The sequence below is a fragment of the Sedimenticola hydrogenitrophicus genome, assembly GCF_025175675.1.
Taxonomy (GTDB): domain Bacteria; phylum Pseudomonadota; class Gammaproteobacteria; order Chromatiales; family Chromatiaceae; genus Sedimenticola; species Sedimenticola hydrogenitrophicus.
In genome coordinates, this window is the sequence record NZ_JANIOA010000005.1 from 78284 (window position 1) to 100803 (window position 22520).

Annotated in this window: 22 protein-coding genes; 14 read left to right on the forward strand and 8 right to left on the reverse strand. The window is 63.1% G+C overall.

Annotated elements, in window-relative coordinates; translation table 11 throughout:
* Positions 1-67: 67 nt before the first annotated feature.
* The 5 genes from dusB to purD all read left to right on the forward strand — a co-directional run bounded on the left by dusB (position 68) and on the right by purD (position 5313).
* Complete coding sequence (gene dusB, locus NPX02_RS04550; RefSeq protein WP_260292145.1) at positions 68-1054, forward strand: tRNA dihydrouridine synthase DusB; 987 nt, start codon at positions 68-70, stop codon at positions 1052-1054.
* Positions 1051-1347, forward strand: a complete 297-nt coding sequence (gene fis, locus NPX02_RS04555; RefSeq protein ID WP_260292146.1) for a DNA-binding transcriptional regulator Fis — start codon at positions 1051-1053, stop codon at positions 1345-1347. The genes dusB and fis overlap by 4 nt, the downstream gene beginning before the upstream one ends.
* 87 nt (positions 1348-1434) lie before the next feature.
* Positions 1435-2994, forward strand: coding sequence for a bifunctional phosphoribosylaminoimidazolecarboxamide formyltransferase/IMP cyclohydrolase (purH, locus tag NPX02_RS04560; protein WP_260292148.1), 1560 nt, complete (start codon positions 1435-1437; stop codon positions 2992-2994).
* A gap of 51 nt (positions 2995-3045) precedes the next feature.
* Entirely contained in the window at positions 3046-3822 is a 777-nt protein-coding gene (lpxA, locus tag NPX02_RS04565) for an acyl-ACP--UDP-N-acetylglucosamine O-acyltransferase (protein WP_260292151.1), read from the forward strand.
* Positions 3823-4020: 198 nt separating this feature from the next.
* Complete coding sequence (gene purD / locus NPX02_RS04570) at positions 4021-5313, forward strand: phosphoribosylamine--glycine ligase (protein WP_260292152.1); 1293 nt, start codon at positions 4021-4023, stop codon at positions 5311-5313.
* A 47-nt stretch (positions 5314-5360) separates the two neighbouring features.
* Here purD and NPX02_RS04575 read toward each other — a convergent pair whose 3' ends face one another.
* Positions 5361-6344, reverse strand: a complete 984-nt coding sequence (locus tag NPX02_RS04575; RefSeq protein ID WP_260292154.1) for an aminoglycoside phosphotransferase family protein — start codon at positions 6342-6344, stop codon at positions 5361-5363.
* 450 nt (positions 6345-6794) lie between these two features.
* On the opposite strand from NPX02_RS04575, the gene NPX02_RS04580 reads away from it, so the two are divergent.
* From NPX02_RS04580 to pdxA, 3 genes are read left to right on the forward strand one after another with little or no spacing between them, the layout of a single operon-like run.
* Entirely contained in the window at positions 6795-9437 is a 2643-nt protein-coding gene (locus tag NPX02_RS04580) for an LPS-assembly protein LptD (protein WP_260292168.1), read from the forward strand.
* An 11-nt stretch (positions 9438-9448) separates the two neighbouring features.
* The gene (locus tag NPX02_RS04585) at positions 9449-10768 is read left to right on the forward strand and encodes a peptidylprolyl isomerase (RefSeq protein ID WP_260292171.1); all 1320 of its coding nucleotides are present in this window, start codon (positions 9449-9451) and stop codon (positions 10766-10768) included.
* Positions 10769-10785: 17 nt separating this feature from the next.
* Positions 10786-11775: a 4-hydroxythreonine-4-phosphate dehydrogenase PdxA gene (pdxA, locus tag NPX02_RS04590; RefSeq protein WP_260292174.1), complete on the forward strand. Its 990-nt coding sequence runs from the start codon at positions 10786-10788 to the stop codon at positions 11773-11775.
* Between the two features lie 126 nt (positions 11776-11901).
* Here the strand turns inward: pdxA and NPX02_RS04595 are convergent, their stop codons facing one another.
* Positions 11902-12255 (reverse strand): TusE/DsrC/DsvC family sulfur relay protein, encoded by a 354-nt coding sequence (locus NPX02_RS04595; protein WP_260292175.1) that lies wholly within the window; start codon positions 12253-12255, stop codon positions 11902-11904.
* A 179-nt stretch (positions 12256-12434) separates the two neighbouring features.
* Between NPX02_RS04595 and cysB the strand changes: the two genes are divergently transcribed.
* Together cysB and NPX02_RS04605 are read left to right on the forward strand one after the other, a co-directional pair.
* Positions 12435-13409, forward strand: a complete 975-nt coding sequence (gene cysB, locus NPX02_RS04600; protein ID WP_260292179.1) for an HTH-type transcriptional regulator CysB — start codon at positions 12435-12437, stop codon at positions 13407-13409.
* 520 nt (positions 13410-13929) lie between these two features.
* The gene (locus tag NPX02_RS04605) at positions 13930-14316 is read left to right on the forward strand and encodes a hypothetical protein (RefSeq protein WP_260292182.1); all 387 of its coding nucleotides are present in this window, start codon (positions 13930-13932) and stop codon (positions 14314-14316) included.
* A 210-nt stretch (positions 14317-14526) separates the two neighbouring features.
* Here the strand turns inward: NPX02_RS04605 and NPX02_RS04610 are convergent, their stop codons facing one another.
* The 4 genes from NPX02_RS04610 to NPX02_RS04625 form a co-directional block, all read right to left on the reverse strand.
* Positions 14527-15642: a DegT/DnrJ/EryC1/StrS family aminotransferase gene (locus NPX02_RS04610; protein ID WP_260292183.1), complete on the reverse strand. Its 1116-nt coding sequence runs from the start codon at positions 15640-15642 to the stop codon at positions 14527-14529.
* A 264-nt stretch (positions 15643-15906) separates the two neighbouring features.
* A complete protein-coding gene (locus NPX02_RS04615; protein WP_260292185.1) occupies positions 15907-16854 on the reverse strand; it encodes a Gfo/Idh/MocA family protein in 948 nt (315 codons plus the stop codon).
* 104 nt (positions 16855-16958) lie between these two features.
* A complete protein-coding gene (locus tag NPX02_RS04620) occupies positions 16959-17120 on the reverse strand; it encodes a hypothetical protein (RefSeq protein ID WP_260292186.1) in 162 nt (53 codons plus the stop codon).
* Positions 17121-17299: 179 nt separating this feature from the next.
* Entirely contained in the window at positions 17300-17755 is a 456-nt protein-coding gene (locus NPX02_RS04625) for an ankyrin repeat domain-containing protein (RefSeq protein ID WP_260292187.1), read from the reverse strand.
* 154 nt (positions 17756-17909) lie between these two features.
* Here NPX02_RS04625 and apaG point away from each other — a divergent pair, with 154 nt between their 5' ends.
* From apaG to NPX02_RS04640, 3 genes are read left to right on the forward strand one after another with little or no spacing between them, the layout of a single operon-like run.
* Positions 17910-18293 (forward strand): Co2+/Mg2+ efflux protein ApaG, encoded by a 384-nt coding sequence (apaG, locus tag NPX02_RS04630; RefSeq protein ID WP_260292190.1) that lies wholly within the window; start codon positions 17910-17912, stop codon positions 18291-18293.
* Between the two features lie 21 nt (positions 18294-18314).
* Complete coding sequence (locus tag NPX02_RS04635) at positions 18315-18944, forward strand: DUF2238 domain-containing protein (RefSeq protein WP_260292194.1); 630 nt, start codon at positions 18315-18317, stop codon at positions 18942-18944.
* A 1-nt stretch (position 18945) separates the two neighbouring features.
* On the forward strand, positions 18946-19779 hold the full coding sequence (locus tag NPX02_RS04640) for a symmetrical bis(5'-nucleosyl)-tetraphosphatase (RefSeq protein ID WP_260292195.1): 834 nt from the start codon (positions 18946-18948) through the stop codon (positions 19777-19779).
* Positions 19780-19788: 9 nt separating this feature from the next.
* Here NPX02_RS04640 and folA read toward each other — a convergent pair whose 3' ends face one another.
* On the reverse strand, positions 19789-20292 hold the full coding sequence (folA, locus tag NPX02_RS04645; RefSeq protein WP_260292199.1) for a type 3 dihydrofolate reductase: 504 nt from the start codon (positions 20290-20292) through the stop codon (positions 19789-19791).
* Positions 20293-20476: 184 nt separating this feature from the next.
* Here folA and NPX02_RS04650 point away from each other — a divergent pair, with 184 nt between their 5' ends.
* Positions 20477-21496 (forward strand): ornithine cyclodeaminase, encoded by a 1020-nt coding sequence (locus NPX02_RS04650; RefSeq protein ID WP_260292201.1) that lies wholly within the window; start codon positions 20477-20479, stop codon positions 21494-21496.
* Here NPX02_RS04650 and NPX02_RS04655 read toward each other — a convergent pair.
* On the reverse strand, positions 21391-22359 hold the full coding sequence (locus tag NPX02_RS04655) for an arginase (RefSeq protein WP_260292202.1): 969 nt from the start codon (positions 22357-22359) through the stop codon (positions 21391-21393). The two genes, NPX02_RS04650 and NPX02_RS04655, sit on opposite strands and share 106 nt — an antisense overlap.
* Between the last annotated feature and the right edge of the window lie 161 nt (positions 22360-22520).

Here is a 22520-nt window from a genome sequence, read left to right on the forward strand (position 1 = left end):
GATCGTCGTACCATAGCCGCCTCTCTTCGCGACCGCTCCAGAATCAACCGGCCTGTATAGATAGACGATGCGCATCGGTCCTTACCAACTCGACAACAATCTGCTGGTCGCACCGATGGCAGGGGTCACGGACCGGCCGTTCCGCCGGCTCTGTCGCCGCCTCGGCGCCGGCATGGCGGTCTCCGAGATGATCTCCTCAGATGCCTCGCTGCGCGGCACCCGCAAGACGGTGCGCCGGCTCGACTTCGCGGGTGAACCGGGCCCGGTCTCGGTACAGATCCTCGGCGCCGATCCGCGGACCATGGCGGAGGCGGCGCGGATCAATGTCGACCACGGCGCCCAGATCATCGACATCAACATGGGCTGTCCGGCCAAGAAAGTGTGCCGGGTGGCCGCCGGCTCGGCACTGCTGATGGACCCGCCCCTGGTGGGACGCATTCTCGACGCCGTGGTGCGGGCAGTGGAGGCACCGGTCACCCTGAAGATCCGCACCGGTTGGGACCCGGACAACCGTAACGGCCTGGAGATCGCACGCATCGCCGAGGCCAGCGGCATCCGGGCCCTGGCGGTGCACGGCCGCACCCGCGCCTGCGGCTTCTCCGGCAGTGCGGAGTACCATACCATCCGCGCGATCAAGCAGGCGGTCACCATCCCGGTGATCGCCAATGGCGATATCGAATCGCCGGAAAAAGCAAAAAAGGTGCTGGAACTGACCGACGCCGATGCTATCATGATTGGCCGGGCCGCCCAGGGACGCCCCTGGATATTTCGCGAGATCGACCACTACCTGAAAACGGGGGAAAAACATTCCGCTCCCCAACCGGCATGGATTCGCGATATCCTATTGGAGCACTTGGGGAACCTGTACACATTTTACGGCGAGTTTCAGGGGGTGCGCATCGCACGCAAGCATATCGCCTGGTACAGCAAGACCCAACCGGGAGGCGCGCTCTTCAGACAGCGCATAAATACAACCGACTCAACGGAAAAACAAAAAGCCCTGATCGTGGAATTTTTCGATCAGTTGGCCATAAATAAGGAGCGGGCAGCATGACGATGGAAGCCTTACTGGCGCAAGAACCCAACAAGCCACACTTTTCCGTGGCCAAGAACAAGGCAACAGAACCCCTGCGCGAATGCGTCAGGGATGCCCTCGCCAGCTACTTCCGGCAGCTGGACGGCCACAGCGCGGCCAACATCTACCAGATGGTGCTGGCCGAGGTGGAGCAGCCACTGCTGGAGACCGTCATGACCCACACCGAGGGTAACCAGACCCGTGCTGCCGAGATTCTCGGCATCAGCCGCAGCACCCTGCGTAAGAAGCTGGCTCTTTACGATCTCGATTGAGCCGATTGACGAGATAGCAAACGAACCCATAACGCGGCCGGCCGGCCGCGTTTCCATTAATCATCCAGCAGAAGCAGGTTCAGGATCATGACAGCAATCAGCCGAGCCCTCATCAGTGTCTCCGACAAGTCCAGCATCGTGGAGTTCGCCCAGGCACTTCATCAGCGCGGCGTGGAGATCCTCTCCACCGGCGGTACCGCCCGCCTGTTGGCGGAACAGCAGATCCCGGTCACCGAGGTCTCGGCCCACACCGGATTCCCCGAAATGATGGACGGCCGGGTCAAGACCCTGCACCCGAAGATCCATGGCGGCATCCTCGGCCGGCGCGGCATCGATGACGCGGTGATGGCCGACAACGGCATCGCGCCGATCGACATGATCGTGGTCAACCTCTACCCGTTCGAGGAGACCGTCGCCAACCCGGACTGCGACCTGCCCACCGCGATCGAGAACATCGACATCGGCGGCCCCACCATGCTGCGCGCAGCGGCCAAGAACCACAAGGATGTCACGGTCATCGTCGATGCCGGGGACTATGCCCGCGTGCTGCAGGAGATGGACAGCAACGACGGTCGCGTCAGCGACACCACCCGCTTCGACCTGGCGGTGAAGACCTTCGAGCACACCGCCAATTATGACGGCGCCATCGCCAACTACCTGGGTGCCCGTGTGGCTGGCGAAACCACGGACTTCCCGCGCACCATCAACCTGCAGTATCGCCAGGTGCAGACCATGCGCTATGGCGAGAATCCGCACCAGAAGGCGGCCTTCTTCATCGAACGCGACCAGCCCGAGGCGTGCATCGCCACCGCCCGACAGTTGCAGGGCAAGGAGCTCTCCTACAACAACATCGCCGATACCGACGCCGCCCTGGAGTGCGTCAAGCAGTTCTACGAGGCCCCGGCCTGCGTCATCGTCAAGCACGCCAACCCCTGCGGCGTTGCCTTCGGTGCCGATCTGACCGAGGCCTATGAGCGCGCCTTCAGCACCGATCCGGAGTCGGCGTTCGGCGGCATCATCGCCTTCAACCGGACCCTGGACGCCAGGACCGCGCAGGCCATTGTCGACAAGCAGTTCGTCGAGGTGATCATCGCCCCGGAGGTCACCGACGAGGCGGTGGCGATCGTCGCGGCCAAGAAGAACGTGCGCCTGTTGGCCTGCGGCGCCTGGGACCGCGAGTCCAGCCACCGCCTGGAGATGAAGCGGGTCAACGGCGGCCTGCTGGTGCAGGACGCCGATCTGCAGCTCTACAACCAGCTCCAGGTGGTGACCCGACGGGCCCCCAGCGAAGCGGAGATGGAGGCACTGCTGTTCAGCTGGCGGGTGGCCAAGTTCGTCAAGTCCAACGCCATCGTCTATTGCCGGGACGGCATGACCGTCGGCGTCGGCGCGGGACAGATGAGCCGGGTCAACTCGGCCCGCATCGCCGCCATCAAGGCCGAGCAGGCCGGACTGGTGGTGCCGGGATCGGTAATGGCCTCGGACGCCTTCTTCCCGTTCCGCGACGGCCTGGACAACGCCGCCGCCGCGGGCATCCGCGCAGTGATCCAGCCGGGCGGCTCGATGCGCGACGACGAGGTGATCGCGGCGGCCGATGAGCACGACATCGCCATGGTCTTCACCGGCATGCGCCACTTCCGCCACTAAACCTGACACAGCGGGTATCCGGTTGTGGGTGCCCGCTACAAATCCATTGCCATGAACATTCATCCAACCGCCATCATCCATGACAGCGCCCGCCTGCATGAGTCCGTCCGGGTAGGACCCTATTCGATCATCGAGGCGGATGTCGTGATCGGCGAGGGCTGTCGCATCGAGAGTGGGGTACGCATCTTCGAGGGCACCCGGCTGGGCCGCCACAACCGGGTGTACCACGGCGCCGCGCTTGGCTGCGAGCCGCAGGACCTGGGCTTTACCCCGGACAAAAGCCGACCATTACTGATCGGCGACCACAACCAGTTCCGCGAAGGGGTGAACATCAGCCGCGGAGTGAAGACCGAGGGCGGCACCCAGATCGGCGACCACAACTACTTCATGTGCGGCTTCCATGCCGGCCACGACTGCCGGCTCGGCAGTCACAACGTGTTCGGTCCCAACAGCACCGTGGCCGGCCACGTGGAGCTGGGCGAGCGGATCTTCATCTCCGGCCTGGTGGCCATCCATCAGTTCTGCTTTATCGGCGACTACGCCATGATCGCCGGCTGCGCCAAGGTGGTGAAGGACATCCCGCCCTATGTCACCTGCGACGGCAATCCGGCCCGGGTGATCGGCCTCAATACGGTCGGGCTGCGGCGCGCCGGTATGCCGGCGGCGAACCGCGCCGCCATCAAGCAGACTTACAAGACCCTCTACCACGCCGGGCTGAATACCAGCCAGGCGCTGGCACGACTGAAACTGGAAAGCGCCACCCCGGAAACCGACAACATCACCCGCTTCTTCGAGCGCAGCGACCGGGGCGTGACCACGCACCGCTGACTAATACTTATTCTTGCTTATTGATCTGACTCAGCCGCACCTACGAAAAAGATGAGCCGCGAATGAACGCAAATGAACACGAATAACGGCTACTTCCCCATAACGTTGCACACAACCCGCAGGATGCCTGGGTCTGTTTGCATGGGGTTTTTGAGCAGGCGCGAATAACTTAAATTTGAAAATGCAGGGCAATCCAACATGAACATCCTGATTATCGGCGGCGGCGGCCGCGAACATGCGTTGGCCTGGAAGGCCGCCCAGTCCCCCCTGGCGGAGAAGATCTACCTGGCACCGGGCAATGCCGGCACGGCGCTGGAGCCGGGCATGGAGAACGTGCCGATCGGCGTGGAAGATATCGAGGCCCTGGTTGAGTTCGCCCAGACCCATCAGGTCGGCCTGACCATCGTCGGCCCGGAGGCCCCGCTGGTTCTGGGGGTGGTGGACGCCTTCCAGGCCGCCGGCCTGAACTGTTTCGGACCCAGCCAGGGGGCGGCCCAGCTGGAGGGCTCCAAGGCCTTCACCAAGGATTTCCTGGCGCGCCACCGGATCCCCACCGCCGCCTACGGCAACTTCACCGACATCGACCCGGCCCTGGACTACCTGCATCGCGTGGGCGTGCCGATCGTCATCAAGGCGGATGGCCTGGCCGCCGGCAAGGGGGTGATCATCGCCGCGGAGATGAGCGTCGCCGAGGCCACGGTGCGCGACATGCTCGCCGGCAACAGCTTCGGCGAGGCGGGACACCGGGTGGTGATCGAGGAGTTTCTCACCGGCGAGGAGGCCAGCTTCATCGTCATGGTGGATGGCGAGCACATCCTGCCCATGGCCAGCTCCCAGGACCACAAGGCCCGGGACGACGGCGACCGGGGGCCGAACACCGGCGGCATGGGCGCCTACTCACCGGCCCCGGTGGTCACCCCCGCGATGCATGAGCGGATCATGGACGAGGTGATCCGGCCGACGGTGGCGGGCATGGCGGCCGAGGGGCTGCCCTACACCGGCTTCCTCTATGCCGGGGTGATGATCAACGCCGAGGGCGTGCCCAAGGTACTGGAGTACAACTGCCGCTTCGGCGATCCAGAGACCCAGCCGATCATGCTGCGCATGAAGTCGGACCTGGTGGCCCACTGCCTGGCCGCCCTGGAGGGGCGACTGGACCGGGAGCAGGCCGACTGGGACCCGCGCGCCTCCCTCGGCGTGGTGCTGGCGGCCGGCGGTTATCCCGCCGACTACCGCAAGGGCGATGTGATCAGCGGCCTGCCGACCGAGCCGGTGGCGGGCGAGAAGGTGTTCCACGCCGGCACCGCGCAACGGGATGGCACCGTGGTCACCGCCGGCGGCCGGGTGCTGTGCGCCACCGCCCTGGGCGACAGCGTGGCCGAGGCGCAGGCGCGCGCCTACGCCCTGGTCCGGCAGATCAGTTGGGACGATGTCTACTATCGCAACGACATCGGCTACCGGGCGGTGGCCCGGGAGCAGGCGGGCGAATAAGGCGTGGAAAGCGGCAGGCGGGGCACCTGCCGCTGTTCCCGACAACTCTAGAGCCGGGGCAGCACCCGCCGCTCGATCAGCTCGCCCAGTCCGGCCAGCTCCGGATAGCGGCCGGCCACCTCGACGATATAGCCCAGGGTGCGCGGGATATCCGCCAGGTAACCGGGCTTGCCGTCGCGGTGGTTGAGGCGGGCGAAGATCCCGCTCGCCTTCAGGTGCCGCTGCACCCCCATCAGATCGAACCAGCGCAGGAACCGCGCTTCGTGGGACGGCTGCAACACCCCCGACTGCACCGCCAGCTGGAAATAGCCCAGAGCCCAAGCCTGCACCCGCACCATCGGCCAGGCGATGTAACAGTCCTTGAGCAGCGACACCAGGTCATAGGTGACCGGCCCCAGCACCGCGTCCTGAAAGTCGAGGATCCCGGGGCTGGGGGATTCGCTCAGCAGCAGGTTGCGGCTGTGGTAGTCCCGATGCACGCAGACCCGGGGCTGCTCCAGGGCACTCTCCACCAGCAGATCGAAACACTCTCGCAGCAGCGCCTGCTCGGCAGCATCCAGGCTCAGCTCGAGATGCCGCCCCAGCAGCCAGTCGGGAAACAGCGCCATCTCCCGTCGCAGCAGCTGCGCATCATAGGGCGGAAGCCCCTCGCGCGGCCCCACCGACTGCAGCACTGCCAGGGCGGCCAGGGCATCACCATAGAGCCGGTCCGCGGTCGCTTCGTTCATCCGGTCCAGGTAGTGCACCGTACCAAGATCCTCCAGCAGGATAAAACCCTGCGCCGGATCGGCGGCATGGATCATAGGCACATGCAGACCGACCGCACCCAGCTGCGCAGCGATATGCAGAAACGGCACACAATCCTCCTGCTCCGGCGGGGCATCCATGGCGATCCGGGTCTCCCCGTCGGCCAGGGTAAGACGAAAATAGCGCCGGAAGCTGGCATCGTCCGAGGCCGGCTCGATACGGAAATCCCGCAGGCCAATCTGCTCGGTCAACCATTGGGTCAGGGCGTGTTCTCTCTTGGGCATTACCGGTTCCGTACTGCGGCAGGCCGGCCTTCTCCCCCGCCCGACGAGTAGCGCGGTAGAGTGAAAGCAGTTGCGGCCATTGAAGAAAAGGCGATTCTATGCGATTTTATGCGGCTCTTGCCACGGCTTCTCACATTCGGAAGCCGCAGCGTGCCGCCAGGGGAGCGGCGCCCAGGGGCAGTATAGGGCGGGAGTGGCCGAATGGCCCCCTGCCGATCCAACCTAATCAGAAGAATTCAGAGAGTTGCCGTGCCCGGAAAAAGAAGGATGCTACCACTTGCCATCAGTGGATTGCTGTTGGTTCCTGCCGCTCAAGCCGCTCCAAAATGGGATTGTCGCGTATCCAGCGATGGCGGCTGGGAGTGCTTCCAGGATGGCGTACCGGTCCCTCCCGAGCCGGTGGCGATTGAACGACCCGCCGACACACCACCCATAACCAGCGATAGTAGCTTGGAGCAACCCGTTCAAGGGGGTGTCACCACCCAACCCCTGGAAGAGCCCCGGACACCCGAGGCGGTGGCGATCACGCCGCTGATCACGCCGCAGGCCCCTGGCGGTGACGCCGAACAGGCCACTGAGGAGGATCAATCCACCCCTGGAACAACCGCATCAACGGAAGCCACGACAACCCCGCCCATACAAGACAACGCCACCGAGACGCCACCGGCTCCGGTCGAGGTTGCGCCCGCGGTCATCACCACCGGTAAAACCGCCACGTCGAATGATAGCCAGGCGATGGAGCAGGCACCCGAGGCTTCCGCGCAATCCACCCAGGCAGAGACGAGTACTACCGCCAGCACAACACCCGACATCCATCAGCAAGCTCCTGCCGCCGAGACACCCCCGGTCACGCCATCGGCACCCGCCACAGCCCAGCGCCCCGAAGCGACAATGTCGGTCGCTCCATCACCTGTGGACGTGGCGCGGATCGACCGCGGCCTCGACTGGAGTCAGTGCGCCGCGGATCGATCCCCCCGGCACCCGCCCAGCCTGCCGATTGCGGACACCAGTACCCGGATCGAGGCCGACGCGGCCGATCTCTACCGCAGCGAAGGCCGTGCGGATTTTTCCGGCAATGTCCAGGTCGAACACGCCAACGAACGCCTGCAGGCGGACCACGTCACTTACCTGAAAGGGGGCAATACCCTGGACGCCGAGGGTAACGTCTACCTGGAGCAGCCGGGACTGCGGGTCACCGGCAGTGAAATGCACTACAACCTGAATACCCGGCAGGGCAGCGCGGAACAGGCCGAATTCCGCCTCACCGATCCACTGGCGCGGGGCAATGCCGGCACGGCGGAAATACTGAATACGGATCAGTCCCGCTATAGCGATGTCCGCTACACCACCTGCCCACCGGGCAACAGCGACTGGCAGGTGGAGGCCGAGGAGATCGAGATCGATCAGGCCAGCGGCGTGGGCGTGGCGCGCCATGCGAAACTGCGCTTCAAGGGGGTGCCCTTCATCTATCTCCCTTACGCCACCTTCCCAATCGATGACCGGAGAAAATCGGGCTTCCTGCCGCCTACCATCGGCAGCTCGGAAAACAGCGGCGCGGACGCCTCCATCCCCTACTATTTCAATATCGCCCCCCATCTGGATGCCACCTTCACCCCGCGCATCATGAGCAAGCGCGGCATCCTACTGGGGGGAGAATTTCGCTATCTGACCGAGCGCAACAAAGGCGAGGTCCGTGGCGAGCTGCTGCCGAGCGACAGTGAACGGGGGCCGGGAGAGAACAGTACCCGCGGCGCGCTCAACATGCTGCTGAACGGGACGCCGGCGCCGCGCTGGAGCTATGACATCAATCTCAATTACGTCTCCGATAACGACTATCTCGATGACCTGGGCGCCAGCCTGGCCGCCACCAGCGTGCAACACCAGGAACGGCGCGGGGACGTCCAGTACTTTGGCGATGGCTGGAGCTTTCTCGGCCGCGCCCAGCAGTTCCAGACCATCGACAGCACCATCGCCCTCAATGACCGTCCCTACAGCCGCCTGCCCCAGTTGCTGCTCAACCTGGAGAAACCGGATCAGGCGATGGGCCTGACCTACCACCTGCGCAGCGAGTATGTCCACTTCGGCCACAGCTCGGACAACAAGGTGAAGGGCGAACGCTTCGATCTGCAGCCCGGGGTCAGCCTGCCGCTGCGCCGCCCCTGGGGCTTCCTGACGCCCAAGCTGAGCCTGCACCACACCCGTTACAGCCTGGAGAACCAGACCCCCGGGTTGAGTGACAACCCGAGCCGCACCTTGCCGACCCTGAGCCTGGACAGCGGACTCTACTTCGACCGCGGCGGCAATTGGTTCGGCAACGCCATCACCCATACCCTGGAGCCGCGCCTGTACTATCTCTATACGCCAAAAGAGGATCAGAGCGATCTCCCGGACTTCGACACCGGCGCGCTGGACTTCAGCTTCGCCAACCTGTTCCGCGAGAACCGCTTCAGCGGTGTCGACAAGGTGGGGGACGCCAACCAGCTGACCACCGCCCTCACCACCCGGGGACTGAGCAGCGCCAGCGGCGAGGAACTCTTCCGCGCCAGTATCGGTCAGATCTTCTATTTCAGGGACCGGGAGGTACAGCTGATCAGCAGCGGTGCGGTGCCCCAGGAGGACAGCTCATCGATCGTCGCCGAGGTGGCCGCCCGGCTGAGCCGTGAGTGGCGCATGCAGGCGGGGCTGCAGTGGAACCCGCACGCCAGCGGCAACGAAACGGAACGGGGGGCCTTCGGCATTCACTACCTGGACGAGCGACGGCGCATCCTCAACCTGACTTACCGCTATACCAACGGCTCCATCGAGCAGACCGACCTGTCGGCACGCTGGCCGATCACCCACCGGCTGCACGCGGTCGGCCGCTGGAACTACTCGTTGCTGCATGAGACAAGCATGGAGACCTTTGCCGGAGTCGAGTACGAGAGCTGCTGCTGGGTCAGCCGTTTTGTCGTCCGCGACTATCGCACCGATGCCAATGCCGACGGCAACCTCGCCCTGTTCCTGCAGCTGGAGCTGAAAGGGCTCACCAGTCTCGGCGACAAGATTGATCAATTCCTGGAACGCGGTATCCTGGGCTATCACACTGACAACTGATTGACATATTCATGACCACTGGAAAGACCCTGTTAAACAACCTGGGGGCGCTGCTCCTGGGCGTGGCCCTCCTGTATGGACCAGCCACATTCGCCCTCAGCCAACCGATCGAACCGGTGGACGAGATTATCGCCGTGGTCGACGATGACATCATCGTCCGCAGTGAACTGGACAGGGAGATCATGAAGATCGTCGCGCAACTGCGCCAGCAGGGACAGCGCCTGCCACCCCAGACAATTATTGAAAAACAGGTACTGGGAAGGCTGATCCTGAAAAAACTGCAGCTGGCCGCCGCCACACGGGCCGGCATCAATGTCAGCGAAGACATCGTCGCCCAGGCGATCAACAATATCGCCCGGAACAACGAACTGAGCCTGTCCGAATTCCGCCGCACGCTGGAGGAGGGCGGCATCAGTTTCCGCAGCTTCCGTCAGAACATCCAGGAGGAGATCACCCTGCAGCAACTGCTGGACCAGGAGGTACGCCGGCGCATCCGGGTCACCGACCAGGAAGTGGAGACCTATATCGCACGCCAGGCCGGCAGCCTGGGCGAGCGCTCCGCCTACCAGCTGCAGCATATCCTGATCGCCACCCCGGAGGCCGCCTCACCGGAGCAGATGGAGCGTGCGCGCCGGCAGGCGGAGTCGCTGGTCGAATCGCTGCGCGCCGGCGCCGACTTCACCGATATTGCGATCACCAAATCGGATGGCCGCCAGGCGCTGGAAGGGGGCGACCTTGGCTGGCGACCGGCCAACCAGCTGCCCACCATCTTCGTCGACCTGGTGATCAACATGGAGCGGGGGGAGATCAGTGACCCGATCCGCACCGCCAGCGGGTACCACATCATCAAACTGAACGACTACCGGGGGGGCGAGCGCAAGATCGTCACCCAGAGCCATGTCCGGCATATCCTGATCAGCACCAATGAGGTCACCTCGAACAACGACGCCCGTACCCGCCTGGAGCAGTTGCGCCAGCGCATTAGCGGCGGCGACGACTTTTCCGCCCTGGCCCGTTCCCACTCGGACGACAAATCCTCCGCCATCAAGGGTGGCGATCTGGGCTGGGTCACCCCCGGCGCGCTGTTGCCGCGGTTTGATGAGGAGATTGCCAAGCTGGCCCCCGGCGAGCTGACCCAACCGTTCCGCACCGAATACGGCTGGCATCTGGCGCAACTGCTGGAGCGGCGGGAACACGACAGCACCACCGAGGTGCTGAAGGCGGAAGCGAGGAAGGCGATCAGCAATCGCAAGGCGTCCGAGGAAGGTGAACTCTATCTGCGCCGCCTCAAGGACGAAGCGTTCATCGACATCCGCATCAGCGACTCCTGAGGGAGATGGGATTGAGCATGCCGCGCCCACCCCTCGCCTTCACCCCGGGTGAGCCCGCCGGCATCGGCCCCGACCTGTGCGTACAACTGGCCCAGGAGACGCGGGAGTATCCGCTGGTGGCGGTCTGTTCAGCGCAGCTGCTGACGGAGCGGGCGGCACGGCTCTCCCTCCCGCTCCACATCCGCCCCTATGATCCCGCCCAACCGGCAACGCAGACCGCCGGCAGCCTCAGTGTGGTTTCGGTAGACCTGGCCGCACCGGTCATACCGGGCATCCTGGAACCGGCCAATGCCGCTTATGTGCTGGAGACCCTGACCCAGGCGACGCAGGGTTGCCTGGCAAACCGCTTCAGCGCCCTGGTGACCGGCCCGATCCACAAGGGGGTAATCAACGACGCCGGCATCCCCTTCTCCGGCCATACCGAGTTTCTTGCCCGGCTGACCAATGCCTTCCCGGTGATGATGCTGGCCTGCCCCGGCCTGCGGGTGGCCCTGGCCACCACCCATCTGCCACTCAAGGATGTCAGTGCCGCCATCACCCAGGCCTCCCTGGAACGCGTGCTCAGGATCCTGCACCGCGACCTGACCCGGCGCTTTGCCCTGCCCGACCCCGGGATCCTGGTCTGCGGACTCAATCCGCATGCCGGTGAAGGCGGGCATCTCGGCATGGAGGAGATCGACACCATCATCCCGGTCCTGGAGCGGCTGCGCCGCGAGGGGATGCGTCTGGAGGGCCCCCTGCCCGCGGATACCCTGTTTACCCCCCGGCACCTGAAACGGGCGGACGCTGTGCTGGCCATGTATCACGATCAGGGGCTGCCGGTACTCAAACACCTGGGTTTCGGCAATGCGGTGAACATCACCCTCGGCCTGCCGATCATCCGCACCTCGGTGGATCACGGTACCGCCCTCGATCTCGCCGGCAGCGGCCAGGCCGACATCGGCAGCCTGCACGCGGCCATAGTGGCGGCACATCGGCTGGCAACGGGCGGAGAAAACGCTTCTTGATGGACAAAAAAACGCCCGGACGAACCGGGCAAAGGGAGGTATAACGCGGTGAAAGGGCAAGCCCTTAATACTGATTCCGCCTCTCAGCGGTACTGACCGGCCGGGCCGGACAGAAAAATTCTGGGTTTAACTCAAATAGGACTTGGCCTCTTCGCCCGGATTGGGCAGCCCGGCGATGCGCCAAACCTGGAGGCAGCCGCCGAAAAGCGCCTTCACCTCGCTCCTTGAAAGCTCACTGCTGCGGCATATCCGGCGCATGGGGGGGATGGCACCCAGCCGTAGATAGCGGTCGCGCACGAAGCGGATCACCCGCCAGTGGGCCGCCTGCAGGGGTGCGACGCCTTCCAGTTCGGCAAGCCGCTCCGCCACCCGATCATCCCAGACCGCCGCATCACACAGGAAACCGTCATCATCAAAACCGAGACTGGCCAATACGGAACCGTTTCTTGCAGATTCATCTACTCTCTGTACTGCGCTCATTGAAAAGCTTCCTACAATGTTAATAGTCGCGGCGTGCTTCCGGTTGCTCCAGCAACGAGGAATATGCTTGCACCAGACTATAGCGCGGCGAGACAATACATCAAAATAACTTTTCCGTCTATAGAAATAGTTGATTGTTATAGCGGCAATAAGAATCATTATATATATTGAGTCGCACCATGAAATTACAACAGCTCCGTTTTCTCCTGGCAGTCGCCCAGAATGACCTGAACATTACCGCGGCCGCCGAGCGCCTGTTCACTTCCCAACCCGGCGTAAGCAAGCAGATCCGCCTGCTGGAAGATGAGCTCGGTGTCACCATTTTCGAGCGGACCGGCCGCCAGTTGACCGGCATCACCGATGCCGGCACGGCGATCATCAGCCGTGCCGAGGCGGTGCTCAGGGAAGTGGACTCGATCCGCGATGTGGCCAGCGAATTCAGCGATCCGCGCGCCGGCAGCCTCTCCATCGCCACCACCCACACCCAGGCCCGCTACGTCCTGCCACCCGTGATCAAGGCGTTTCGCGCACGCTACCCCGCGGTCGACCTGCAGATGCACCAGGGCAACCCGGAACAGATTTCCGAGATGGCGGCCGGCGGCGCGGTGGATTTCGCCATCGCCACCGAGGCAACGGTGGACTTCGGCAACCTCATCATGATGCCCTGCTATCACTGGAACCGGACCATCATCACCCCCTGCGACCATCCGTTGCGGGAGGTTCACCCCTTGACCCTGGAGGCGGTGGCGGAGTACCCGATCGTTACCTATGTGTTCGGCTTTACCGGCCGTTCCCAGCTCGACAAGGCGTTTCGCCGTCACGACCTGGAGCCGAATGTGGTGTTCACGGCGACCGATGCCGATGTGATCAAAACCTATGTCAGACTGGGCCTCGGCATCGGCATCCTGGCTAAGATGGCCTACAGCCCCGATCAGGACAAAGACCTGTGCTCCCTCGATGCCACGCACCTGTTTCCCCCGAGCACCACCCGGCTCGGCTTCAGGCCGGGCCTGTTCCTGCGGGCATACCATTACGATTTCATCCAACTGTTTGCCTCGCACCTGACCCGGGAACTGGTCGACAATGCCCTCGAAGCGGCCTCCGAACAGGAGCGAAACGCCCTTTTCAGCGACCTGGTGCTACAGGAGTATTAGTCCCGCAACGGGGGCTGTGGTCTCGCAACAATCCTAAATAGGGCGTTCAATAGCCGTTTAGTTATCCCAATCCGGTTAGTAAGGAACCACGGATGGACACGGATATACACAGATAGGAGATGAAAATTCCGAATCCGTGTTTATCTGTGTGAATCCGTGGTTCTCCAGGGTCCAGCCCATTATGAATTTTCCCGTTATGCCTCACCCCGCTGGCGTCCACCAAACCACCGGAGGGGTTATAGTAAATTTATTCTCGTTCATTTGCGGCTAAAAATGAATTCTCGCCAAATTTAGAATTGCTGGTGGCCTGGCCTCCCAACGGGGTTACGGAGGCAAAAAACCAAGCCCAAAATTGCGCTAAAACTTCGTATCGGAAACTATTGTCGAACGCCTGATTTTAAAATAAGATCAGGCCGATTCCGCTCCTGCAGACCCTGCAGGACCCGGAGGTTTTATAGCTATTCAGGCGGTTCTCCTCTGCGTTCCGCCTGGGAAAAAGTTTCAATGATGCGGGGTAAAAATGAGCAAAAAGAATTATTGGCACGGTTTTCTTGAGGCTGGTACTAAAAGCTCACCGGTACTGCGCGACCTGAACCTGGAAACGGGCAACGCCAACACCGTCTACCTCTATTCCCTGAACCGCAACAAGATCCTCGAATTCCAGGTGGGCATAGTCGAACCCAAGCTGCGCGAGCTCACCAAGGATGAATCCTACCTGACCAGCCTGCTCAATACCGGTTATACCAAGGCGAAAAAAGAGTTCTCGCCGCGCGCCTCCATGCGCCTGAAACAAGTGGAACTGACCCCCCAGCCCAGCACCGCAAAGGTGGAGGCGGAATTGGATGAGATTGAAGATCCGGATCTGGAGGATGATCTGGATATCGATATGGATTTGGATGAGGACTAAGGGCTCCGAAACCCGATCATAGGGCGCCACATGGGTGCCGTCTGTTCGCAGGGGTCGGAGTCAAGCCGCACAATCATTGGAGAAATGACACCCGTTATTGGCGGCTTGACTCCGACCCCGATTTCCGGGACAACAAGGCGGCACAGACTACGTGTCCACCCCGCGCGACTACGGACTAATCACTGGCCGCTCAATGCGGCCGGCACCGTTTCAGATCCCGGCCACCCGGTCACAGACGTAATCGACCTGCGTCTCGGTCATGGCCGGGAAGATCGGTAACGACAGGGTCTCGCCACACAGGCGATCCACGACCGGCAGATCCCCGGGGCGATAGCCGAGCCCGGCATAGATCCGCTGCAGATGCAGCCCCAGGGGATAGCACTGGCTGTTGCCTATCCGATGCTCATTCAGGTGTGCCCGCAGCGCGTCCCGGCGGGGATGGCGGATGGTATAGAGATTGAACGCATGGCGCCCCTGGGCGGGGCGTAGCGGCGTCACCAGATCGAGTCCGGCAAGCCGCGCGTCATACCAGTCGGCCACCTGGGTGCGGGCGGCGATATCCTGCTCCAGCTTCTCCAGCTTGATCCGCAACAGGGCGGCCTGCACCTCATCCAGGCGGCTGTTATAGCCCAGTTCATCATGGGTAAATGGTGCGCTGGCACCGTGATTGCGCAGTTTCAGCAGACGCTTCCGGATCACCTCGTCGCTGGTGCTGATCAGCCCGCCGTCGCCGTAGCAACCCAGCACCTTGGTGGGATAGAAACTGAAACAGCCGCTGTCCCCCAGACTGCCCACGGTGGACTCCCCGGCACGCGCGCCAAATGCCTGGGCACCATCTTCAATGACCTTCAGGCCATGCTGCCGGGCCAACTGGTTCAGCCGCTCCATATCCGCCGGGTTACCAAAAATATGCACCGGCAGGATCGCCCGGGTCCGCTCGTTGATCCGGGCCGCCACGCTCGCGGGGTCCAGATTGAAACTCGCCTCATCGATGTCGGCAAAAACCGGGGTCGCCCCGACCATGGAGATCGCCTCGGCGGTGGCGAAAAAGGTGAAGGGCGAGGTGATCACCTCATCCCCCGGGCCGATATCCAGGGCGCGTAGCGAAAGCACCAGGGCGTCGGTCCCGTTGGCTACCGCCACGGCGAACTCGCTGCCGATATACGCCGCCGCTTCCTGCTCGAAGGCACGCACATTGGGGCCAAGGATGAAGGCCCCGCCGGCCCCGATCGCCTCAATACGGCTGAACCACTCTGCCTGCAGGGTTTGAAACTCGTGCTGCAGACTGAGGTATGGCACACCCTCGGGTGCTGTCTGTTGTGTCATTGTCATATCCAGATTAGGGGCTCGCGCAAGAATAAGTTCCTGTATTCGGTCGCCCCTGGACCCCGCTGGCGGCGTTACGCTTTTTGCCAAGGGAACAGCCATTGCCTGCAAAGCGTGCCTTGCCAGCGGGGCCCAGGAACGCCCTCGGTACTACGGAATTATTCTTGCGCAAACCCTAAGAGTAAAGAATTTTCCCCGCCCCGTTGCCCGGCGCCCCAAAACGGGAGCGCCGATGTCCGGTGCGATGCGCGTCCGGGAATCCGGTTACGCCCCGAGACGCCCCATGATCTCGGCCTTGACCCGCATGGCCACATCCAGCGCCTCAAGGCCTACCTGCCCGTCCACCAGCGGCGGCTTACCGGAGATCACGCTGGCGGCGAAGGCGGCCAGCTCGGCGTCCAGGGGTTTGACCGGCTCGATAGCCAGGCTCTCCATCACCACTTCGGGCCAGGCCTCGCCGGGTCGCGGCTTGGGATAGGCGGTCTCGATGCGCTGGTCGATAAAATCGAGCGACTCGTAGCGGCTCTCCTCAAACACCCGGATACGCCGCATGCGCTTTTCCGAGACCCGGCTGGCGATCACATTGGCCACCGTGCCGTTGGCGAATTCCAGGCGGGCATTGGCGATATCCACATGCGACGTGAGCACCGGCGTACCCACCGCCGAGATGGCGATGATTTCCGACTTCACCAGCGAGAGGATGATATCGATATCGTGAATCATCAGGTCCGAGACCACGTCCACGTCGGTGGCGCGCTCGACGAAGCCACCCATGCGGTGGGCCTCGATAAAACGCGGCTGGTGGATGCGCTCCGCCAGCGCCATGACGCCGGCATTGAAACGCTCGAGATGGCCGATCTGCAGAATGACGCCCGCGGCTTCGGCCAGTCGAACGATCTCCCTGCCGGCCTCGACCGTGGAGGCGATCGGCTTTTCCAGCAGCATGTGTACCCCGGCCTCAAGAAAAGGCCTGGCCTCATCCAGGTGGGCCGTGGTAGGCACCACGATACTGACCGCATCGACCTTTCCCAACAGCTCGCTGCTGCTGCCGAAGGCGGTGCAGCCGCACTCCTCGGCCACCCGCGCAGCGGTTTGCGGATCGGTATCGACCACACCGACCAGCTCCACATTTTCCATTCGGGAATAGATCAGGGCGTGAAACCGCCCCAGATAGCCGACTCCGACAACCCCCACGCGTAATTTTTTACTCATTCACCACCCGGATTCAGTTCAGGACTGTTCGCATAACGCCGCGAACCTGAAAAACCGGCTGATTTTAAACCATCTGGCCGTGAGTGGCATCTTCCGTAGGGCAATCAGCCCCGCGGATTGCTATAGGAGTGACTCTGATCAACTGCCGCCGGCCGGTCCAGCAGGTGGAAGTGGATCGACAGAGTCGCCAGCAACGCCGCCCCGACCAGGGAGTAAAGGATAAGGAGAACATCCGGCTTGCGCCGGGGGTATTGGGCTCTGAACACGTTACACCTCCGCCCGCATCACGGCTGCCAACCAGGGAGTGGAATCAAAGGGATCAAGGCATACTCTGCTACGAACGCGCCGCCGTGAAATTGACTCACTTCACATCGTCCGGCAGTCGCCTCGGCGGTGACGCAAAAATGCCAACCCACCCGCAAATTCCGCCACTCCGCCGGCCGGCTCATTGGTCAGCCCCCTCGGTTGCCCCCGCCTCTTCCAGCAGCCGGATCACCGCCGGGTGCTTACCCAGATTGGCCCGCCGCAAAGCGCCGACGCCCGCCTTGTTCTTGAGATTGACATCCGCACCGGCCTGGATCAGCGCCTCCACGGCCGCCGTATGACCAAAGGCGGCGGCATCCATCAGGGCACTGTTGCCGACCCCATCCACGGCATTCACATCGGCCCCTGCGGCCAATAACGCCCGCAGGGTACGGGCATTGCCATTGAATGCCGCCAGCACCAGCGCGGGACGCCCGGCACTGTTGCTGGCATTGGCATCGGCACCCTGCGCCAACAGCGCCACCACCTGTCGCTCCTGCCCGAGACCGGCGGCCGCCAGCAGCAATTGATTGGCATCGGCCGCCCACGCCGCCACACACCCCAGCCAGAGCAGCAGGAATATTGATCGCTTGTTCATCCGCAGTATCCTATTGTCCACAACGCACATCAGAGAATCTCTCAACTATATAATTGAGCGACCGGACAACCCATATCTGAAGCTGTCATAATACCTACGAGTCTGTCGTTTCAGATAAAATCCCGTCCATTGGTCAATCGAGTTACACCTGTCCATGAGCAAATCAGCACGCAACAGCATCGAGGTGGAGGTACGCACCGCCTATGTCGAAGCCGAGTCCGACCCGGCAGAGGATCGCTATGTGTTCGCCTACACCATCACCATTCGCAATACCGGGGGGACCGGTGCCCGGCTGATCAGTCGCCACTGGCTCATTACCGACGCCAACGGCGACGTGCAGGAGGTATTCGGCGAAGGCGTGGTGGGACAGCAGCCGTTTCTGCGGCCGGGTGAGGATTTCGTCTATAGCAGTGGCACGGCACTGCCGACCCCGGTGGGAACCATGCAGGGCAGCTACCGGATGCAGTCCGAAACGGGCGAACAGTTTGACGCCCCCATCGCCCCCTTCTCCCTGGCGCTGCCGCGAATCCTGCACTAGCTCCATAACCGGATTGAATGCATGAAGCGAACCATCGTCAAGGAACCGGCCGTGTTACTGCTGCTGGTCGCAGTGTCGCTGCTGTTCAGTGCGATTGATCCGGTGGCCGACCGGCTCACCTGGTTTCTGGAGACCGTGCCGGTGATGCTGGGTCTGGTACTGGTGATCTGGAGCAGGCCCGTGTTCCCCCTGACCCCGCTGCTCTACCGGCTGCTGGCCCTGCACGCCATCATCCTGATCATTGGTGGCTACTACACCTATGCCGAGGTCCCCCTGTTCAACTGGCTGCGTGACAGCCTGGATCTGACACGCAACCACTATGACCGGATCGGCCATCTGGCCCAGGGGTTCATCCCGGCCATACTGGCGCGGGAGATACTGCTGCGCCGCTCGCCGCTGGCCCCGGGTGGCTGGCTGCTGCTCACGGTGACCAGCGTCTGCCTTGCATTCTCCGCCTTTTATGAAATGATCGAGTGGTGGACCGCCCTGATCAGCGAAGAGGCCTCGGCGGCCTTTCTCGGCACCCAGGGCGACATCTGGGATACCCAATGGGACATGTTCCTGGCACTAACCGGTGCACTGCTCTCCCAACTGCTGCTGGGCGGCGTGCACGACCGACAACTGACCACACTTCAGCGGGATGGATTCTGATATGGCGCTGTATGCCATCGGCGATGTTCAAGGCTGTTACCGGGAGCTGATACGGCTACTGAAACAGATCAAGTACAACCCCGACCATGACACCCTCTGGTTTGCCGGAGACCTGGTCAACCGGGGACCCGATTCCCTGAAAACCCTGCGCTTCGTCAAGGGGCTGGGGGATGGTGCCACCGTGGTACTGGGTAACCATGATCTGCACCTGCTGGCCCTGTCGCAGGGCAACATGAAGCATGCGGAAAAGGACCACACGCTGTGCGAGGTGCTGAAGGCCAAAGACCGGGACGAGCTGCTGGAGTGGCTGCGCCACCGTCCGCTGATGCACCACTGTCCGGAACGGGGCTACAGTCTGATTCACGCCGGCCTGCCACCGCAGTGGGACCTGGCAACGGCGCTGCGCTGCGCAGCCGAGGTGGAGGGGGTGTTGCAAAGTGACGGACTCGGGGAGCTGTGTCTAAAGATGTACGGCAATGAGCCCAGCTGCTGGTCGGACGAGCTGCGGGGCATGGAGCGTCAGCGTTTTATCATCAACTGCTTTACCCGCCTGCGCTTCTGCGATGACCAGGGCAACCTGGCGTTGAAGGAGAAACGGGCGCCGGGACACCAGCCCCCAAGCTACCAGCCCTGGTTTGCCCTGCCCGGGCGCGCCACCCGCGACCAGCGTATCCTGTTCGGTCACTGGTCGACCCTGGGCTATCACCACAGCCACAACAGCTGGTGCCTGGATAGCGGCTGCCTCTGGGGCGGCAAGCTGACGGCACTGCAGATCCGCGGGGAGAAACCGCCCAAGGTGGTGCAGGTTGACTGCAGCGGCTACAAGAAACCCTGATCACGCCTGTCAGGCGTCAGCCCGCTCCAGGGTGAGGAAGGTGTAATCGAACGGGTTGCGCTCATCGGCGCAGTGGTCCTCCCGTGCCAGCTCGCGCCAGGCGTCCACTGCATAATCCGGAAACCAGGCGTCGCCCACCACCCGGGTATGCACCAGCGTCAGATAGAGCCGGTCGGCCCGCGGCAACAACTGACGGTAGAGGTTGGCGCCACCGACAATCATGATCTCCGCCACATCGCCGGCCACCGCCAGCGCCTGTTCGACCGTGTGCACCAGCCGGCAACCCTCGGCCCGGTAGGCCGAATTGGCGCTGATCACGATATGGGTGCGGCCGGGCAGCAGACCGGGCAGCGACTCCCAGGTTTTTCGTCCCATGATGATCGGCTTGCCCAGGGTCAGACGCTTGAAATGCTGCAGATCGGCGGGTAGACGCCAGGGCAGGCGATTCTCACAACCGATGACCCGGTCCTCGTCCATGGCGGCAATAAGGGAAATGAGCGGCGTCTGTTGCATGCCGCGGAGCATACCACGTCCATGGTCTAAGCTTTACTCTAAACGTAACGACTCACGGGGTGATTGGTCTGCCTTGCCGGCCTCACACGATGGCTGGATCAAGATCGGCCAACAAGGCAGGCCAATCACTTACAGACCGGCTGAGTAGTTACCTCTAAACAACCAACAACATGGGACTGACGGCATGCGACTTATCACCATCAGCCACCTGAAACAGCTTATCCGGGAAACCGGGATGGACCACTTCCTGCGACAGAATCTGGCCTCCCTCGAAGCCGCCTTCGGGCGCTGGGACGAGTTCCGCAAATCCCCCCGCCACGCCACCCACTACCCGCAGGGGGTGATTGAACTGATGCCCTGCGCCGACGAGGAGTTCTACAGCTTCAAGTATGTCAACGGACACCCGAAAAATACCGCCGCGGGTCGTCTCAGTGTCGTTGCCCTGGGTATGCTGGCCAATGCGCGGAACGGCTACCCCCTGATGCTGAGTGAAATGACCCTGCTGACCGCCATCCGTACCGCCTCCACAACGGCGCTGGGGGCGAAATACCTGGCCCGCCCCGAGAGCCGTCACCTGGCGCTGATAGGCACCGGCGCCCAGGCGGAATTCCAGCTGCTGGCGCTCCGCCAGGTGCTGCCGATCGAGCAGGTCTCCTATTTCGACACCGACCCGCGGGCGATGGGAAAATTTGCCCGCAATATGGCCGGATACGCCACCCTGATCCCGTGCAATTCGATCGATGCGGCGCTCACCGACAGCGATGTGGTCGTCACCGCCACGGCCGCCAGGCAGCATAACCGGCTGCTTGGCCCTGGCATGATCCCCCCTGGGAGCCATATCCACGCCATGGGCGGCGACTGCCCCGGCAAGACCGAACTGGACCCCGCCCTGCTGGCGCAGTGCCGGATTGTGGTGGAGTATCTGCCGCAGAGCCTGGAAGAGGGGGAGATCCAGCTGGCAAAAGAGACCCCGGTGCACGCCGAACTCTGGGAACTGGTCAACGGCGACAAGCCGGGCCGGCAGGACCCCGGGGAGCTGACCCTGTTCGACTCTGTCGGCTTCGCCCTGGAGGACTTCGCTATCCTGCAACTGGTCTATCAGCTGGCCTGCGACCTGAATATCGGCGAGGAGGTGGATTTGATCCCCTCGCCGGCCGATCCGAAGGATCTGTACCGCGTCCTGTTCTCGCCGCCCTCACCGTAAAGGGCGGCGATCAACCTGCCGATCAGCTGCACGGTCTTCTCTTCACGCTCATGCCGGGGACAAAACTCGGCGATCTCCATGCCCACCAGCCGCGGGACTGCCGCGATGGCGGCCAACGCCGCGACCAGTTCATCGCCGGCAATGCCACCCGGTTCCGGCACCCCGACGGCCGGGGCGTCCCGGGGATCGACCGCATCCAGATCGATGCTGATGCCGAGCACATCCACTTGCCGCGACAGGCGCGCCGCGGTCTCTACCAGCCGTGAACGCAACGCACCCGGCTCATTCAGTTCAGCCATCCCGATCACCCGCACGCCGAGCCGTTCCAGCAGGCGCTGTTCCGCCGGCTCATAACTGCGCACCCCGAGCAGCACCAGGTTTTCCGGTCGCAAGTGGTGCATGCCGCCATACACCCGGCTCAACAGCCGATCCCCCTGGCCCAGCAGTCCGGCCACCGGCATGCCGTGGACATTGCCCGAGGGCGTGGTCTCGAAGGTGTGGGCATCCATGTGGGCGTCGATCCAGATCAGCCCCAGCCGGCGACTCCCGGGAAGCGCCCCCATCACCCCCTGCCACACCCCCATGGCGGTGGCATGATCACCGCCCAGGAACAGGAACGGCTGGTGGTGGCGGACCAGGGCGGAGGCGAAGCGCGCCGCCTGCCGGCAGAGCCCGGTCACCGCCTCCAGCTTGGTGACCCGCTCATCCGCCTGCAGCAGCGCATGCCAGACCAGCTGCAACCCCTCGGCAGCACAGTAGCGTCTCAAGCCCGGCGAATTGCGCAACACCAGGGGGCCACGCCAGCATCCCCCATGCCGGCCCGCCTGGCCGGAGGCCACACCGACAGTCGCTATGCGCCGCATCAGCCACCTTCCGGAATCTATGCTTCAACAGATTAGAGGCATACTATCCAGTATAGGTTTCCCTGTTGCATGGGGCGCGGCGCCGGTTCGGTAGGGGTTGACCGGCCTTAGGGCTCGGGCAAGAATAATTTCGCAGTACCGAGGGCGTAACCCCGCCAGCG

What these genes read in the sequence shown, in the direction of transcription:
- apaG (WP_260292190.1), top strand. Translation starts at nt 17,910, where the DNA reads ATGAGCAAATCAGCACGCAACAGCATCGAGGTGGAGGTACGCACCGCC.
- dusB (WP_260292145.1), top strand. Translation starts at nt 68, where the DNA reads ATGCGCATCGGTCCTTACCAACTCGACAACAATCTGCTGGTCGCACCG.
- NPX02_RS04640 (WP_260292195.1), top strand. Translation starts at nt 18,946, where the DNA reads ATGGCGCTGTATGCCATCGGCGATGTTCAAGGCTGTTACCGGGAGCTG.
- NPX02_RS04650 (WP_260292201.1), top strand. Translation starts at nt 20,477, where the DNA reads ATGCGACTTATCACCATCAGCCACCTGAAACAGCTTATCCGGGAAACC.
- NPX02_RS04575 (WP_260292154.1), bottom strand. Translation starts at nt 6,344, where the DNA reads ATGCCCAAGAGAGAACACGCCCTGACCCAATGGTTGACCGAGCAGATT.
- folA (WP_260292199.1), bottom strand. Translation starts at nt 20,292, where the DNA reads ATGCAACAGACGCCGCTCATTTCCCTTATTGCCGCCATGGACGAGGAC.
- fis (WP_260292146.1), top strand. Translation starts at nt 1,051, where the DNA reads ATGACGATGGAAGCCTTACTGGCGCAAGAACCCAACAAGCCACACTTT.
- NPX02_RS04610 (WP_260292183.1), bottom strand. Translation starts at nt 15,642, where the DNA reads ATGACACAACAGACAGCACCCGAGGGTGTGCCATACCTCAGTCTGCAG.
- NPX02_RS04635 (WP_260292194.1), top strand. Translation starts at nt 18,315, where the DNA reads ATGAAGCGAACCATCGTCAAGGAACCGGCCGTGTTACTGCTGCTGGTC.
- NPX02_RS04615 (WP_260292185.1), bottom strand. Translation starts at nt 16,854, where the DNA reads ATGAGTAAAAAATTACGCGTGGGGGTTGTCGGAGTCGGCTATCTGGGG.
- lpxA (WP_260292151.1), top strand. Translation starts at nt 3,046, where the DNA reads ATGAACATTCATCCAACCGCCATCATCCATGACAGCGCCCGCCTGCAT.
- purH (WP_260292148.1), top strand. Translation starts at nt 1,435, where the DNA reads ATGACAGCAATCAGCCGAGCCCTCATCAGTGTCTCCGACAAGTCCAGC.
- NPX02_RS04605 (WP_260292182.1), top strand. Translation starts at nt 13,930, where the DNA reads ATGAGCAAAAAGAATTATTGGCACGGTTTTCTTGAGGCTGGTACTAAA.
- NPX02_RS04585 (WP_260292171.1), top strand. Translation starts at nt 9,449, where the DNA reads ATGACCACTGGAAAGACCCTGTTAAACAACCTGGGGGCGCTGCTCCTG.
- NPX02_RS04655 (WP_260292202.1), bottom strand. Translation starts at nt 22,359, where the DNA reads ATGCGGCGCATAGCGACTGTCGGTGTGGCCTCCGGCCAGGCGGGCCGG.
- cysB (WP_260292179.1), top strand. Translation starts at nt 12,435, where the DNA reads ATGAAATTACAACAGCTCCGTTTTCTCCTGGCAGTCGCCCAGAATGAC.
- pdxA (WP_260292174.1), top strand. Translation starts at nt 10,786, where the DNA reads ATGCCGCGCCCACCCCTCGCCTTCACCCCGGGTGAGCCCGCCGGCATC.
- NPX02_RS04595 (WP_260292175.1), bottom strand. Translation starts at nt 12,255, where the DNA reads ATGAGCGCAGTACAGAGAGTAGATGAATCTGCAAGAAACGGTTCCGTA.
- purD (WP_260292152.1), top strand. Translation starts at nt 4,021, where the DNA reads ATGAACATCCTGATTATCGGCGGCGGCGGCCGCGAACATGCGTTGGCC.
- NPX02_RS04625 (WP_260292187.1), bottom strand. Translation starts at nt 17,755, where the DNA reads ATGAACAAGCGATCAATATTCCTGCTGCTCTGGCTGGGGTGTGTGGCG.